We start from the raw sequence: 12,935 nt of genomic DNA, 5'->3' as shown, positions 1-12,935 counted from the left end.
CATGAGTGACACGATCACCAAAACCGAAGCCACGGGCGGCCGGCTCACGTCGGCCGCCCGCGGCGGGCGGCCCCGGCGCCGCAAGCTCACCTTCGACCGGGTGACGTTCTTCCTCGCGTTCCTCGGCATACCGCTGACCATCTTCGTCCTCTTCGTCCTGATGCCCTTCGTCCAGGCGATCTTCTGGGCGATGACGGACTGGCGCGGCTACAGCCCCGACTACAACTTCATCGGCTTCGACAACTTCATCAAGATGTTCGAGGACGAGGTCTTCCTGAAGGCGCTGCGCAATGTGGCGCTGCTCGCGGCCGTCGTGCCGTTCGTGACGTTGACGCTCGCCTTGGGCGTCGCCGTGGCCATCACGCTGGGCGGACCCAGCAAGGGCCCCGTCCGCGGGATCGGCGGCGCGTCCTTCTACCGGGTCATCTCGTTCTTCCCCTATGTCGTGCCGGCGATCATCGTCGGTCTGATCTGGGCGCAGATGTTCGACCCGAACGCCGGCTTGGTCAACGGGTTCCTCACCAGAACCGGCCTCGACGGCTTCGAGGCGTTCGCCTGGCTGGGCGAGGTCTCGACCGCCATGCCGTCCCTGATGTTCGTCTTCGTCTGGGGACTCGTCGGCTTCTACGCGGTGCTCTTCATCGCCGCGATCAAGGGAGTTCCCGCCGAGCTGTACGAGGCGGCCAGGATCGACGGGGCCGGGCGGTTCCGGACGACCCTCTCGGTCACCCTGCCGTCCATCCGCGACAGCGTGCAGACGGCGTACATCTATCTCGGCATCGCCGCGCTGGACGCATTCGTCTACGTACAGGCGCTGCTGCCGAACGGTGGGCCGGCCAACTCGACGCTCACGATCAGCCAGCAGCTGTTCACCACTGCCTTCCGCAAGGGGCAGTTCGGATACGCCACGGCGATGGGAGTCGTCCTCGCCGTCGTCACCCTGGTGTTCGCGGCGCTGGTGTTCGCCGTCAACCGTCTGACCGGCGGTGGCGAGGACAAGAAGGTGAAGGGTCCCCGGCGCAAGGCTCCGCCTGCCGGCGTGGAACAAGGCGCTCTGCCTGCCGGAGCTGAAGGAGGTGCTCGGTGAGCGCCACAACCGCTGATCAGGGCGCTGTCACCGCCGACCGGAAGCTGACGCGTCAAGTCGCGAGCAGCGACCGCAGGTTCGCGGCGATCTCGCACACCTTGCTCACCATCTGGGCCGTGGTCGTGATCGTGCCCATGCTGTGGGTGCTGATGTCGTCGTTCAAGTCGACCGGAGAAATCCTGTCGTCGCCGTTCTCGCTCCCCGACACCTGGAGATTCGAGAACTACTCGAACGCGTGGTCCGACGCGAACATCGGGAAGTACTTCCTGAACTCGGTGATCGTCGTGGTCGCCGCACTGTTCCTGGTCATGCTGCTCGGCGCGATGTGCGCCTACATCCTGGCCAGGTTCCAGTTTCCCGGCCGCCGGCTGATCTACTACACGATGCTGGCCGGACTGACCTTCCCCGTATTCCTGGCGATCGTGCCGCTCTTCTTCCAGCTGCAGAACTTCGGGCTCCTGAACACGCGTCTGGGATTGATTCTCACGTATGTCGCGTTCGCGCTGCCGTTCACGATGTTCTTCCTCTATTCGTTCTTCCGGTCGCTGCCGCATGACGTCTACGAGGCCGCGCTGATCGACGGTGCCGGTGACTGGCGGGCCTTCTTCCAGGTCATGCTGCCGATGGCCAGCCCGGGTATGGCCGCGGTGGCGATCTTCAACTTCCTTGGCCTGTGGAACCAGTTCCTGCTGCCGGTGGCGCTGAACACCGACCAGGACAACTGGGTCCTGACCCAGGGAATGTCCGCCTACGCGGCTTCGCAGGTCTACGACATCGACTACGGTGCGCTGTTCGCGGCGATCGTGATCACGGTCGTGCCCGTGCTGATCGTGTACGCGATCTTCCAGCGCCGGATCTCCGGTTCGGTGTCGCAGGGCACCTTCCGCTGACACCTGCCGCCCGACTGCCCGATTGCCCGACTGCCCGACTGCCCGCCGAGGCAGACCTCGGCGGGCAGTCGCGTTCCGGGCGTGTTCGTAGTTGTACGGAGTGGAGCCCGGGTTTCCGTTACCCGGGCTCCGCCGTTTTCGCGGCCGGGCGGTCCACGCGAGGCCCTGGGGCAGGTGCTCACCCCCGCTCACCAGGCGTTAACCTGGATCGTCCCCTGGCACAAGCCCTCCGGGAGCCCGTTCTCTTTCTCTCAAGGGCTTGACGGGGCGCAACCCCTCAGGCTCAGCTTAGAGTTCATAAGTTGGAGATAGTCGGGGGGCTGCAATGACGCCGCGGCCCCGGCAAGGAGGTCGTCGTGCAGACTCCGGGGTCGCAGTCGTCGCTGCACCGGGCCAATCTCGAGCGGGTCGTGAGGGCCGTGCGGATGGCAGGCTCACTCACCCAGGCAGAGATTGCCAGGACGACAGGCCTCTCCGCGGCCACGGTCTCCAATATCGTGCGTGAGCTCAAGGACGGCGGAACCGTCGAGGTCACGCCCACATCGGCCGGCGGCCGACGGGCCCGCAGCGTCTCGCTCAGCGGCGACGCGGGCCTGGTCGTAGGGGTGGATTTCGGGCATACGCATCTCCGCGTCGCGATCGGCAACCTCGCGCACCAGGTGCTCGCGGAGGAATCCGAGCCGCTGGACGTGGACGCCTCGTCGGCGCAGGGCTTCGACCGGGCAGAAGTCCTGGTCAGCCGGCTGATCGAGGCCACCGGCGTGGACCGCTCCAAGGTCGCGGGGGTCGGGCTCGGTGTCCCGGGACCGATAGACGTGGAGTCCGGCACGCTGGGCTCGACCTCGATCCTGCCGGGCTGGAAGGGCATCAACCCTGCTCAGGAGCTCTCCCGGCGGCTCGGCGTCCCGGTCTCCGTGGACAACGACGCCAATCTGGGCGCCCTGGGCGAGCTGGTCTGGGGGAGCGGACGCGGGGTCAAGGACCTCGCGTACATCAAGGTCGCCAGCGGGGTCGGCGCCGGTCTCGTGATCAACGGGCAGATCTACCGCGGGCCTGGCGGCACGGCGGGCGAGATCGGACATATCACCCTCGACGAGTCCGGCCCGGTCTGCCGCTGCGGCAACCGCGGCTGCCTGGAGACCTTCGCGGCCGCCCGCTATGTCCTGCCGCTGCTGCAGTCCAGCCACGGCACCGACCTGACCATGGACAAGGTGGTCGCGCTCGCCCGCGAGGGCGACCCCGGCTGCCGTCGTGTGATCGCCGACGTGGGCCGGCACATCGGCAGCGGCGTGGCCCATCTGTGCAATCTGCTCAATCCGTCACGAGTGGTGCTCGGCGGTGACCTCGCGGAGTCGGGTGAGCTGGTCCTGGCGCCCATCCGCGAGTCGGTGGGACGCTATGCGATCCCCAGCGCGGCCCGCCAACTCTCCGTACTTCCCGGGGCACTTGGCGGTCGCGCCGAGGTGCTCGGCGCCCTCGCGCTCGCGCTCAGCGAGATGGGCGATTCGACCTTGATCGACCAATCCGTACAGGGACCGGCCGGTGACGGAGAGCTTCGTGCGGCGCCGACTCCTGCCTTCACTTAGATAACGAATGGCACCGTTGCCATCTCGTTAAGTATTAACTTCTTGACGCTGGCAACGGGGCCGAGTTGACTCACTGCCACCTCGGCCGCAACGACGCGGCCTCGTCAGGGAGGTTCCCCAGTGAATACGCGTATGCGTCGTGCGGCCATAGCCATCGCTTCGACCGCCATGGCCGTTTCTCTCGCCGCCTGTGGCAGTGCCAAGGAGTCCGGCGACAAGGCCGAAGAGTCCACCGGCGGCAAGCCCAAGGGCGACGACATCACCGTCGGTCTGCTCCTGCCGGAGAACCAGACGGCCCGTTACGAGAAGTTCGACAAGCCCATCATCGAAGAGCAGATCTCCAAGCTCACGAATGGCAAGGGCAAGCTCGAGTACCTGAACGCCAAGCAGGACGCGACCGTCCAGTCGCAGCAGATCGACACGATGATCACCAAGAAGGTCGACGTGCTGATCCTGGACGCGGTCGACTACAAGGCCGTCGCCAACGGCGTGAAGAAGGCCAAGGAGGCCGGCATCCCGGTCGTGGCCTACGACCGCCTGGCCGAGGGCCCGATCTCCGCCTACACCTCCTTCGACAACGAAGAGGTCGGCAAGACCCAGGGCGAGGCCCTCCTGAAGGCCCTTGGCGACAAGGCCAAGGACGGCCAGATCGTCATGATGAACGGCTCCGTCACCGACCCGAACGCCGCGCAGTTCAAGGCCGGCGCCCACTCCGTCCTCGACGGCAAGGTGAAGATCGGCAAGGAGTACGACACCAAGGAGTGGAAGCCGGAGAACGCCAACGCCAACATGGAGGGCGCCATCTCCGCCCTCGGCAAGGACAAGATCGTCGGCGTCTACTCCGCCAACGACGGCATGGCGGGCGGCATCATCACCGCCCTCAAGGGTGCCGGCCTCTCCAAGCTTCCCCCGGTCACCGGCCAGGACGCCGAGCTCGCCGCCGTACAGCGCATCATCTCCGGTGAGCAGTACATGAGCGTCTTCAAGTCCTACCCGCAGGAGGCCGAGACCGTCGCCAAGATGGCCGTCTCGATCGCCAAGACGGGCAAGCTGGACGACGCCGGTCTGCAGACCAGCACCGTCGACAGCGGCACCGACAAGGGCATCCCGTCCGTGATCGTCCCGGTGGTCTCCCTCACGCAGGAGAACATCAAGGAGACGGTCATCGACCAGGGCTACTACAAGCTCGACGAGATCTGCACGGCCAAGTACAAGGCCGCCTGCGACAAGCTCGGCCTGAAGTAGCCAGCCTGTGGCCCAGGGGCGGCCGCCGTACCGGCAGCCCCTCGGCCCGGCCGGAATTGCCCTGAGGCAACTCCCCTGTTCCCTGCGGGACTTGCGCACCTGAAGAAGGCGCGCTCCCGTGGAAGCACGTCCGGCGCCCCGCCGCCGACAGCCCCGCAAGCTCAACGGCGGGGCGCCGGACGGAACACCCCTCACTCCTCTGTACAACCTCCCGCCGGGTCAGGCTCAGGCGGCGAAGGAGATGGTTCACGTGTCCGCTACGCCCGTGCTGGCGTTGCGCGGGGTCTCCAAGCGATTCGGTGCCGTCCAGGCGCTCACCGATGTAGAGCTCGAGGTCCACGCCGGCGAGGTGGTCGCCCTGGTAGGCGACAACGGTGCCGGAAAGTCCACCCTGGTCAAGACGATCGCCGGTGTGCACCCCATCGATGACGGCGTCATCGAGTGGGAGGGCAGCAAGGTCACGGTCAACAAGCCGCACGACGCCCAGGACCTGGGCATCGCGACCGTCTACCAGGACCTCGCGCTGTGCGACAACATCGATGTCGTCGGCAACCTGTTCCTCGGCCGTGAGATCCGCCGCCGCGGCGTGCTCGACGAGGTCGAGATGGAGCGCCGCGCGCGCGAGCTCCTGCAGACCCTGTCGATCCGCATTCCCAGCGTGCGTATCCCCGTCGCCTCGCTCTCCGGCGGTCAGCGCCAGGTCGTGGCCATCGCCCGCTCGCTGCTCGGCGAGCCCAAGCTGGTGATCCTGGACGAGCCCACCGCGGCCCTCGGCGTCGAGCAGACCGCCCAGGTGCTCGACCTCGTGGAGCGGCTCCGTGAGCGCGGCCACGCGGTCATCCTCATCAGCCACAACATGGCCGATGTGAAGGCCGTCGCGGACAAGGTCGCCGTGCTGCGGCTCGGCCGCAACAACGGTGTGTTCGAGGTCAGGACGACCTCGCAGGAAGAGATCATCTCCGCCATCACCGGCGCCACGGACAACGCCGTGACCCGTCGTGCGGCGCGCAGCAACGTGGAGGCTCAGAAGTGAGCATCGACAAGACGGACAAGGTCCAGGCCCCCGTCGACGCCCCCGCCGCAGCGCCCGACGCCGTCGCGGTCGTCGACCCCCGCCTGCTCGTGCGCGAGCAGGGATTCGCGGGCTACATCGGCGAGTTCAAGCGCAAGATGCGCGCCGGTGACCTCGGCGCCATACCGGTCGTGGTCGGCCTGATCGCGATCTGCGCGATCTTCCAGAGCCTGAACTCGGCCTTCCTCGGCGCGGAGAACCTCAACAACATCTTCGTCGCGATGGTGGCCACCGGAATGATGTCGGTCGGCATCATCTTCGTGCTGTTGCTCGGCGAGATCGACCTCTCGGTCGGCTCGGTCAGCGGTGTCTCGGCCGCGATCATGGCCGTCATGAGCATCACGCACGGCATCAACGAGTGGCTCGCGGTGCTCACCGCGCTCGCCGCGGGTGCCGTCATCGGTGCGCTGCACGGGTTCTTCTTCGCCCGGATCGGCGCTCCCGCGTTCGCCGTCACCCTGGCGGGCCTGCTGTTCTGGAACGGCTTCATGCTCCAGATCCTGGGCTCCAACGGCACGATCAACATCGACGGCGACGGCGTGGTCGGCAAGCTCACCACGCACTACTTCTCGGATGTCGCCGCGGCCTACGGCCTGGCCGTCGTCGCCGTGGCCCTGTACTTCTTCTCGGCCTTCTTCGGGGCGCGCCGCCGCGAGGCCGCGGGCATCCCGTCCCGCCCGCTGAGCGAGATCGTCCTGCGTACGGTGCTGCTCGCCGTCGCGGCGTTCGGCGTGGCCGTCATGTTCAACCAGTACAAGGGCCTGCCGCTGGCCACGCTGCTCTTCGTGATCGTGCTCGTCGCGACGGACTTCCTGCTCCGCCGCACCGCGTACGGCCGGAAGATCTTCGCGCTCGGCGGCAGCGTCGAGGCCTCCCGGCGTGCCGGTATCAACGTCACGGCGGTGCGGATCTCGGTCTTCGCCATCGCGGGCTTCTTCGCGGCGGTCGGCGGTCTCTTCTGGGCCTCCAAGATCGCGGCTGCCAACCAGAGCGCCGGTGCCGGCGACCTCCTGATGAACGTCATCGCCGCGGCCGTCATCGGCGGCACCAGCCTCTTCGGTGGCCGGGGCCGCACGTGGAACGCGCTGCTCGGTGTCCTCGTCATCACGTCGATCCAGTACGGCCTTGCCCTGGAGGGCATCGCCACGCCGATCCAGTACATGATCACCGGTGGCGTCCTGCTCGCCACGGTCGTCATCGACTCGGTCACCCGCAAGACCCAGAAGTCGGCGGGTCGCGCGTAACCCCGCTTGCTGTACGCCGAAGCCCGGCGCCTCCTTCACGGGGGCGCCGGGCTTCGGCGTGTGGTCGGCTCCTGTGTGGTCGACTCCTGTGCGGTCGACTCCTGTGCGGTCAGCTCACGAGCCCGGTGTCCCAGGCCCACACCGCCACGGCCACGCGGTTGCGGGCGTTCAACTTCCGTTGGATCACCGCGAGATGGTTCTTCACCGTGCCGGGGGCCAGCGTCAGGGCGGCCGCTATCTCCGCGTTCGTCTCCCCGCGCGCAACGCGCTCCACGACCGCCGACTCCCGCTCGGTCAGCGGCTCGTACGGGCCGGTCGTCTTTGTCGCCGTACGGGTACGGGGAGCGGGCGTCAACTGCCGCAGCAGCCGCACCGTCACCTGCGGGCTGATCAGGGTGTCGCCCGCGACCGCGGCGCGCACCGCCTCCGCGAGGAGCGCCGGGCCCGAGCGCTTGAGCAGGAAACCCGAGGCGCCGTTGCGCAGCGCGGTGTGCACGTACTCGTCCAGATCGAACGTGGTGACCACGACCACCCGCACCGGCTCGGCCACGTCCGGTCCCGCCAGCGCCCGGGTGACCTCCAGACCGTCGAGCCCGGGCATGCGGATGTCGGCGAGCACCACGTCGGGGCGCAGATGCCGGGCCTGTTCGACCGCGGAGATCCCGTCGGCGGCCTCGGCGACGACCGTCATGTCCGGCTGTGCGTCGAGCAGAATCCGGAACGCGCCCCGGATCGCCTGCTGGTCATCGGCGAGGAGGATACGGATCGTCATGGGGCGGCCGTTGCGGTGGGGGGCGCGGGGTGGTCCATGGCGGCGATCATGCCACGCGGGGTCTGCCCCTGACCGGCCCTCGTGCGGACCTCCTGCCGAGCCCGAGTGCCTCCTGTCCCCGCCCTTCGAGCCCACCCCCACCGGCGATCGGGGCGGCGGACTGCGGGCGCGCGGCAGGTGCCGGGCGATCGCGCCTGACGTCCGCCTGCTCTGGCGCCTTGCTCCCCTGCAAGGCCCCCACGTCTGCCCCCTTCCCGGTCCTCGTGCCTGCCTCCTGCCCCGTGATCGCCACTGTCTTCCGCCACGCCCTCGCGTCTGCCTCTGCCGCGCGGCTGTGTCTGCCCACTGCCAGGCCTTGGCGCCTGCCCCTGCCCCCTGCCAGGCCTTCGCGCCTGCCCCTGCCCCTGCCGCACGGCCGCGCCTGCCTTGCGCCGCGCGATCCCGCTGCCTGCCTCCCGCCGGTCCTTCGCGCCCCTCACCGCACCGGCAGCCGCGCCCTGAGATGCCAGCCGCCGTCCTCCGCCGGTCTCGCCTCCAACTCCCCGCCGAGCGCCCGCACTTGGGCGGTCAGTCCGGCCAGACCGCGGCCCCCGCCGGTCCGCCCCGACCGCCGGAATCCCGTACGGGCGAGTCTGCCGTCGTCGCGTACGTCCACCCGGAGCCCGTGAGGTCCTGGCCCTGTCACCGCCACCTCCACGCGGGTCGCGTCCCGTGCGTGCCGCCGTACGTTCGTCAGCGCCTCGACCACCACGCGATACGCGGTCATCGACACCTCACGGGAGACGTCCGCGGCCTCGGCAGGGCAGTCGAGCACCGCGTCCGCACCGCTCGACGCGTCGAACCGGCGTACCAGATCAGGGAGTTCGGCAAGCCCCGGCAGCGGCGCCCGCCCGGCGTCCGGCACACCGGGTACCGCGCCGTCCGCGGCCCTTGTTCCGGCAGCGCCGCCACCGCCGGCCCCCGCCCCGCCACCGCCGGCCCCGGCGCCCACCGCACCCCCATCCGCATGCAGCACATGCACCGTACGATCCAGCGAGGACAACGCCCGCTGGGTCGCCGCCTCGATCGCGACCAACTGGGCGGCCCCCGCGGCCGGATCGTGCACGGCGAGCACCTGCCCCGCCTGGGCCAGCGCCAGCATCTCGCTCACGTCGTGCGCCACGAAGTCGTGCAGATCCGCCGCGAGCCGCAGCCGCTGCTCACGCTGTGCCTCCCGTACCGACCGCACGCGGCGCCGGTCGAGGTGCCTCAGATACAGCCCCGTACCCACGGCGGCGAGCGACAGGAGCAGCCAGAAGGCGACGCCGGCAACGAGCGCCTGCGTCACCGGCGTACGGCGCAGCAGCGACAGCGGTCCTGCGGCCGCGGCCAGCCCCGTCGTCGCCATCCCCCGACGCCCGGAGATCCAGCGCGCCGCGAACGCCGTCAGGGCCAGCAGCACCCCGAGCTCCACAACAGCCAGTACGTCAGGGCCTGTTGGCCCGTCCGCCGCGATGACGACGGCCGTCGCCATCAGCGAGACACCACCGAAGCCACCTGCGACGGGACCCGCCCAACGCCCCGCCGCCCACCACCCCTTGACGTTCATGACCGCGACCCTACGACCCGCCCCGGCACCGGACCCCTGCCGTTCGGCACCCCCGCCCGAACCCACCCGCCGCAAGCGGTGCCGATCGGCACGGGCGCGCCTGCGGCCCCGCGGCGAAAGATCGAGTCATCGCAGTCCACGACGCGAAAGGCGGGGCCCGATGAAGGCCACTTGGTTGGGATACGCGGCGGCGCTCTGGTCGCTGCTCTACGGAGTGTTCGGGGTGTACTGGGCGCTCGGCGGCGACGCGGTGGCCTACCCGTTCGCGCCGATCGACGAGGACCACCGGTCCGCGTCCCTCTTGGAGGGCGCCCCGGCGGAAGCGGTCGGCGCGGCAGCGGGCGTCCTCGGGCTGACTGGTGTCCTCGCCGGGGTGGCGCTGGCGCGCGGCTTCGGCAGCGGACGGCTGCGCACAACCCTCCTCTGGTACGGCTGGGGGCTCGGGGCCGTTCTGGCACTGGTGATCCCGGACTACACGCTGATCGCGCTGGCCGCGCTGTGGCCCGTCCTCATCGTGTTCGCGTTCACCGGGGTGCCCGGGCCGCAGGACGGGGTGGCGGACATCCTCTACTGGCACCGCGTCCACCTGATCGTCGTCTTCGCCGGCGGTCTCCTGTGGGTCCTCGCCGCCCTCGCGTACCGCCGCAGGACCGCGGGCGCGTGTGTGCGCTGCGGACGGGACGGCCGGCCCGGCACGGATCCGGCGAAGCTGCGGCGCTGGGGCCGGCGCGCGGTGTGGGTCGCGGTGCTCTCGCAGATCCCGTACGAGGTCACCCGGCTCGCGTGGTACTTCGGATGGCCCCTGGGCATCACCGACGAGTTTCTGAAGGAGATACAGGAGACCCCGGGCATGCTGACGATGGGCCTGGCCGCGGGACTCCTGTCCCTGGGCGGTGCGGCGCTCACCCACGGTCTGACGGCGCGCTGGGGCGAAGTGTTCCCGCGCTGGACGCTGTTCCTGGCGGGCCGCCGGGTGCCGCCGCTGCTCGCCGTGATCCCGGCGACCGTGGTCGCGGTGGCACTGATCCCCGCGGGCCTGATGAGCCTGCGCCTGGTCGGCGACGAGGCGGGCTGGGGCGTCACCGGCCCGAGCGTCTTCTGGACGGCCTGGGGCGCGGCGCTCGGCGTGGCCGCCCTCGCGTACCACCTGAGGCGCCGCGGGGTGTGCAAGCGCTGTGGGCAGGACGACCGCTCGCCGGGCACAGCACAGCCCCGCACAGCGGAGCCGGCCCCCGGAGATATCCGCCCACCGCGGACGCAACCCGCACCATCCGCCCGGCGTCCTCTCCGGACAGGGCCGGGCACGGACGTGCACAGGTACGGACCGGCCGAGTACACCCCGTAAACCCGCTGCGTACCGCCGAACGCGTGACATACCCGACGGCGCTCCCGCCGGGCGGAACATTAGACTCGACAGACCCGGCAAAGCTCGAACAGCTCTACCGAATCAAGAACGCTAGGAGGCACGGGTGGGCCTGCTGACCCGTATCAAGGGGCCGCGCGACCTGGACCGGCTCAGCCATGAGCAGCTGGACCAGCTGGCCGCTGAGATCCGGACCTTCCTGGTCGACGCGGTCTCCAAGACCGGCGGCCACCTCGGCCCGAACCTCGGCGTCGTCGAGCTCACCATCGCCCTGCACCGCGTCTTCGAGTCGCCCAAGGACAGGGTGCTGCTCGACACCGGCCATCAGAGCTATGTGCACAAGCTGCTCACCGGCCGCCAGGACTTCTCGAATCTGCGCGCCAAGGGCGGGCTCTCGGGATACCCCTCGCGCGCCGAGTCCGAGCACGACGTGATCGAGAACAGCCACGCCTCCACGGTGCTCGGCTGGGCCGACGGTCTGGCCAAGGCCAACGAGGTCCTCGGCAAGGACGACCACGTCGTCGCCGTGATCGGCGACGGTGCCCTCACCGGCGGTATGGCCTGGGAGGCGCTGAACAACATCGCCGCCGCCAAGGACCGCCCGCTGGTGATCGTCGTCAACGACAACGAGCGTTCCTACGCCCCCACCATCGGCGGTCTCGCGAACCACCTGGCGACCCTGCGTACGACGGACGGATACGAGCGTTTCCTGTCCCGTACGAAGGAAGTCCTGGAGAAGACGCCCGTCGTCGGGCGCCCGCTCTACGAGACGCTGCACGGCGCGAAGAAGGGCCTCAAGGACTTCATCGCCCCGCAGGGCATGTTCGAGGACCTCGGCCTGAAGTACGTCGGCCCGATCGACGGCCATGACATCGCGGCCCTCGAATCGGCGCTGATGCGCGCCAAGCGCTTCGGCGGCCCGGTGATCGTGCACTGCCTCACCGAGAAGGGCCGCGGCTACCAGCCCGCCGTCCAGGACGAGGCCGACCGCTTCCACGCCGTCGGTGTCATCCACCCCGACACGGGTCTGCCGGTCGCCGCATCCGGCGCGGACTGGACCAGCGTCTTCGGTGACGAGATGGTCGAGCTCGGCCGCGAGCGCAAGGACATCGTGGCGATCACCGCCGCGATGCTGCAGCCGGTGGGCCTCAAGAAGTTCCAGGCCGCCTTCCCGGACCGGATCTTCGACGTCGGCATCGCCGAGCAGCACGGCGCGGTCTCCGCGGCCGGTCTCGCCACCGGCGGTCTGCACCCGGTGTTCGCGGTGTACGCCACGTTCCTCAACCGCGCCTTCGACCAGCTCCTCATGGATGTGGCCCTGCACAAGTGCGGTGTCACCTTCGTCCTCGACCGCGCCGGGGTCACCGGCACGGACGGTGCCTCGCACAACGGCATGTGGGACATGTCGATCCTGCAGTGCGTCCCGGGCCTGCGCCTGGCCGCGCCGCGCGACGCGCAGCAGCTGCGCGCCCAGCTGCGCGAGGCGGTCGAGGTGGACGACGCACCGACCGTCGTGCGCTTCTCCAAGGGCCTGGTCGGCCCGGCCGTGCCCGAGGTGGGCAAGGTCGGCGGCATGGACCTGCTTCGCAAGGCCGGCACCGACCGGCCCGACGTCCTCCTGGTCTCGGTCGGCGCCCTGGCGCCCATGTGCCTGGAGATCGCCGGACTCCTCGACAAGCAGGGCATCTCCACCACCGTCGTCGACCCGCGCTGGGTCAAGCCGGTGGACGAGGCGCTCGCCCCGCTCGCCGAGCAGCACCGCGTCGTCGTCACGGTCGAGGACAACGGCCGCGCCGGCGGCGTCGGCTCCGCCATCGCGCAGGCCCTGCGCGACGCGGGCGTGGACGTACCGCTGCGCGACTTCGGCATCCCGCCGCGCTTCCTCGACCACGCCTCGCGCAAGGAGGTCATGGCCGAGATCGGTCTGACCGCACCGGACATCGCGCGTCAGGTCACCGGCCTGGTGTCCAAGCTCGACGGCCGGTACGAGAGCGCGTCGGTGGAACCGGCCCGCGACTGAGGTCCTTCCGCCACGTCATCAAGGCCCGGCCGTACCACCCTCAAAGGGTGGTACGGCCGGGCCTTTCG

Annotated in this window: 10 protein-coding genes; 8 read left to right on the top strand and 2 right to left on the bottom strand. The window is 69.6% G+C overall.

The features are described from left to right. The first annotated feature begins 1 nt into the window (after position 1). From H9Y04_RS11190 to H9Y04_RS11165, 6 genes are all read left to right on the top strand, one after another. A complete protein-coding gene (locus H9Y04_RS11190; RefSeq protein WP_187813579.1) occupies positions 2 to 1,087 on the top strand; it encodes a carbohydrate ABC transporter permease in 1,086 nt (361 codons plus the stop codon). Further along, on the top strand, positions 1,084 to 1,977 hold the full coding sequence (locus tag H9Y04_RS11185; protein WP_187813578.1) for a carbohydrate ABC transporter permease: 894 nt from the start codon (positions 1,084 to 1,086) through the stop codon (positions 1,975 to 1,977). The genes H9Y04_RS11190 and H9Y04_RS11185 overlap by 4 nt, the downstream gene beginning before the upstream one ends. A gap of 356 nt (positions 1,978 to 2,333) precedes the next feature. Next, the gene (locus tag H9Y04_RS11180) at positions 2,334 to 3,563 is read left to right on the top strand and encodes an ROK family transcriptional regulator (protein ID WP_187813577.1); all 1,230 of its coding nucleotides are present in this window, start codon (positions 2,334 to 2,336) and stop codon (positions 3,561 to 3,563) included. A 132-nt stretch (positions 3,564 to 3,695) separates the two neighbouring features. Then, on the top strand, positions 3,696 to 4,808 hold the full coding sequence (locus H9Y04_RS11175) for a sugar ABC transporter substrate-binding protein (RefSeq protein ID WP_187813783.1): 1,113 nt from the start codon (positions 3,696 to 3,698) through the stop codon (positions 4,806 to 4,808). A 241-nt stretch (positions 4,809 to 5,049) separates the two neighbouring features. Further along, entirely contained in the window at positions 5,050 to 5,841 is a 792-nt protein-coding gene (locus tag H9Y04_RS11170; RefSeq protein WP_187813576.1) for an ATP-binding cassette domain-containing protein, read from the top strand. Further along, positions 5,838 to 7,124, top strand: a complete 1,287-nt coding sequence (locus H9Y04_RS11165) for a sugar ABC transporter permease (RefSeq protein ID WP_187813575.1) — start codon at positions 5,838 to 5,840, stop codon at positions 7,122 to 7,124. Before H9Y04_RS11170 ends, H9Y04_RS11165 begins: the two co-directional genes overlap by 4 nt. 109 nt (positions 7,125 to 7,233) lie before the next feature. Here H9Y04_RS11165 and H9Y04_RS11160 read toward each other — a convergent pair whose 3' ends face one another. Together H9Y04_RS11160 and H9Y04_RS11155 are read right to left on the bottom strand one after the other, a co-directional pair. Next, positions 7,234 to 7,896 carry a response regulator gene (locus H9Y04_RS11160; protein WP_187813574.1) on the bottom strand — a complete coding sequence of 221 codons (663 nt, stop codon included), beginning with the start codon at positions 7,894 to 7,896 and terminating at the stop codon, positions 7,234 to 7,236. A 475-nt stretch (positions 7,897 to 8,371) separates the two neighbouring features. Continuing rightward, entirely contained in the window at positions 8,372 to 9,484 is a 1,113-nt protein-coding gene (locus H9Y04_RS11155) for a sensor histidine kinase (protein WP_187813573.1), read from the bottom strand. A gap of 160 nt (positions 9,485 to 9,644) precedes the next feature. Between H9Y04_RS11155 and H9Y04_RS11150 the strand changes: the two genes are divergently transcribed. Both H9Y04_RS11150 and dxs read left to right on the top strand, forming a co-directional pair. Beyond that, positions 9,645 to 10,829 (top strand): NYN domain-containing protein, encoded by a 1,185-nt coding sequence (locus H9Y04_RS11150; protein WP_187813572.1) that lies wholly within the window; start codon positions 9,645 to 9,647, stop codon positions 10,827 to 10,829. A 124-nt stretch (positions 10,830 to 10,953) separates the two neighbouring features. Next, positions 10,954 to 12,867: a 1-deoxy-D-xylulose-5-phosphate synthase gene (dxs, locus tag H9Y04_RS11145; RefSeq protein ID WP_187813571.1), complete on the top strand. Its 1,914-nt coding sequence runs from the start codon at positions 10,954 to 10,956 to the stop codon at positions 12,865 to 12,867. The last annotated feature ends 68 nt before the right edge of the window (positions 12,868 to 12,935 follow it).

Origin of the sequence: Streptomyces polyasparticus (assembly GCF_014493765.1) — a bacterium.
Classification (GTDB): domain Bacteria; phylum Actinomycetota; class Actinomycetes; order Streptomycetales; family Streptomycetaceae; genus Streptomyces; species Streptomyces polyasparticus.
The sequence above is the reverse complement of the archived record's forward strand: the minus strand, read 5'-3'. Positions and strand labels throughout refer to the sequence as shown.

Coding starts and splice junctions, on each gene's coding strand:
- H9Y04_RS11190 (WP_187813579.1), top strand. CDS start 2: ATGAGTGACACGATCACCAAAACCGAAGCCACGGGCGGCCGGCTCACG.
- H9Y04_RS11175 (WP_187813783.1), top strand. CDS start 3,696: ATGCGTCGTGCGGCCATAGCCATCGCTTCGACCGCCATGGCCGTTTCT.
- H9Y04_RS11170 (WP_187813576.1), top strand. CDS start 5,050: ATGGTTCACGTGTCCGCTACGCCCGTGCTGGCGTTGCGCGGGGTCTCC.
- H9Y04_RS11160 (WP_187813574.1), bottom strand. CDS start 7,896: ATGACGATCCGTATCCTCCTCGCCGATGACCAGCAGGCGATCCGGGGC.
- H9Y04_RS11155 (WP_187813573.1), bottom strand. CDS start 9,484: ATGAACGTCAAGGGGTGGTGGGCGGCGGGGCGTTGGGCGGGTCCCGTC.
- H9Y04_RS11150 (WP_187813572.1), top strand. CDS start 9,645: ATGAAGGCCACTTGGTTGGGATACGCGGCGGCGCTCTGGTCGCTGCTC.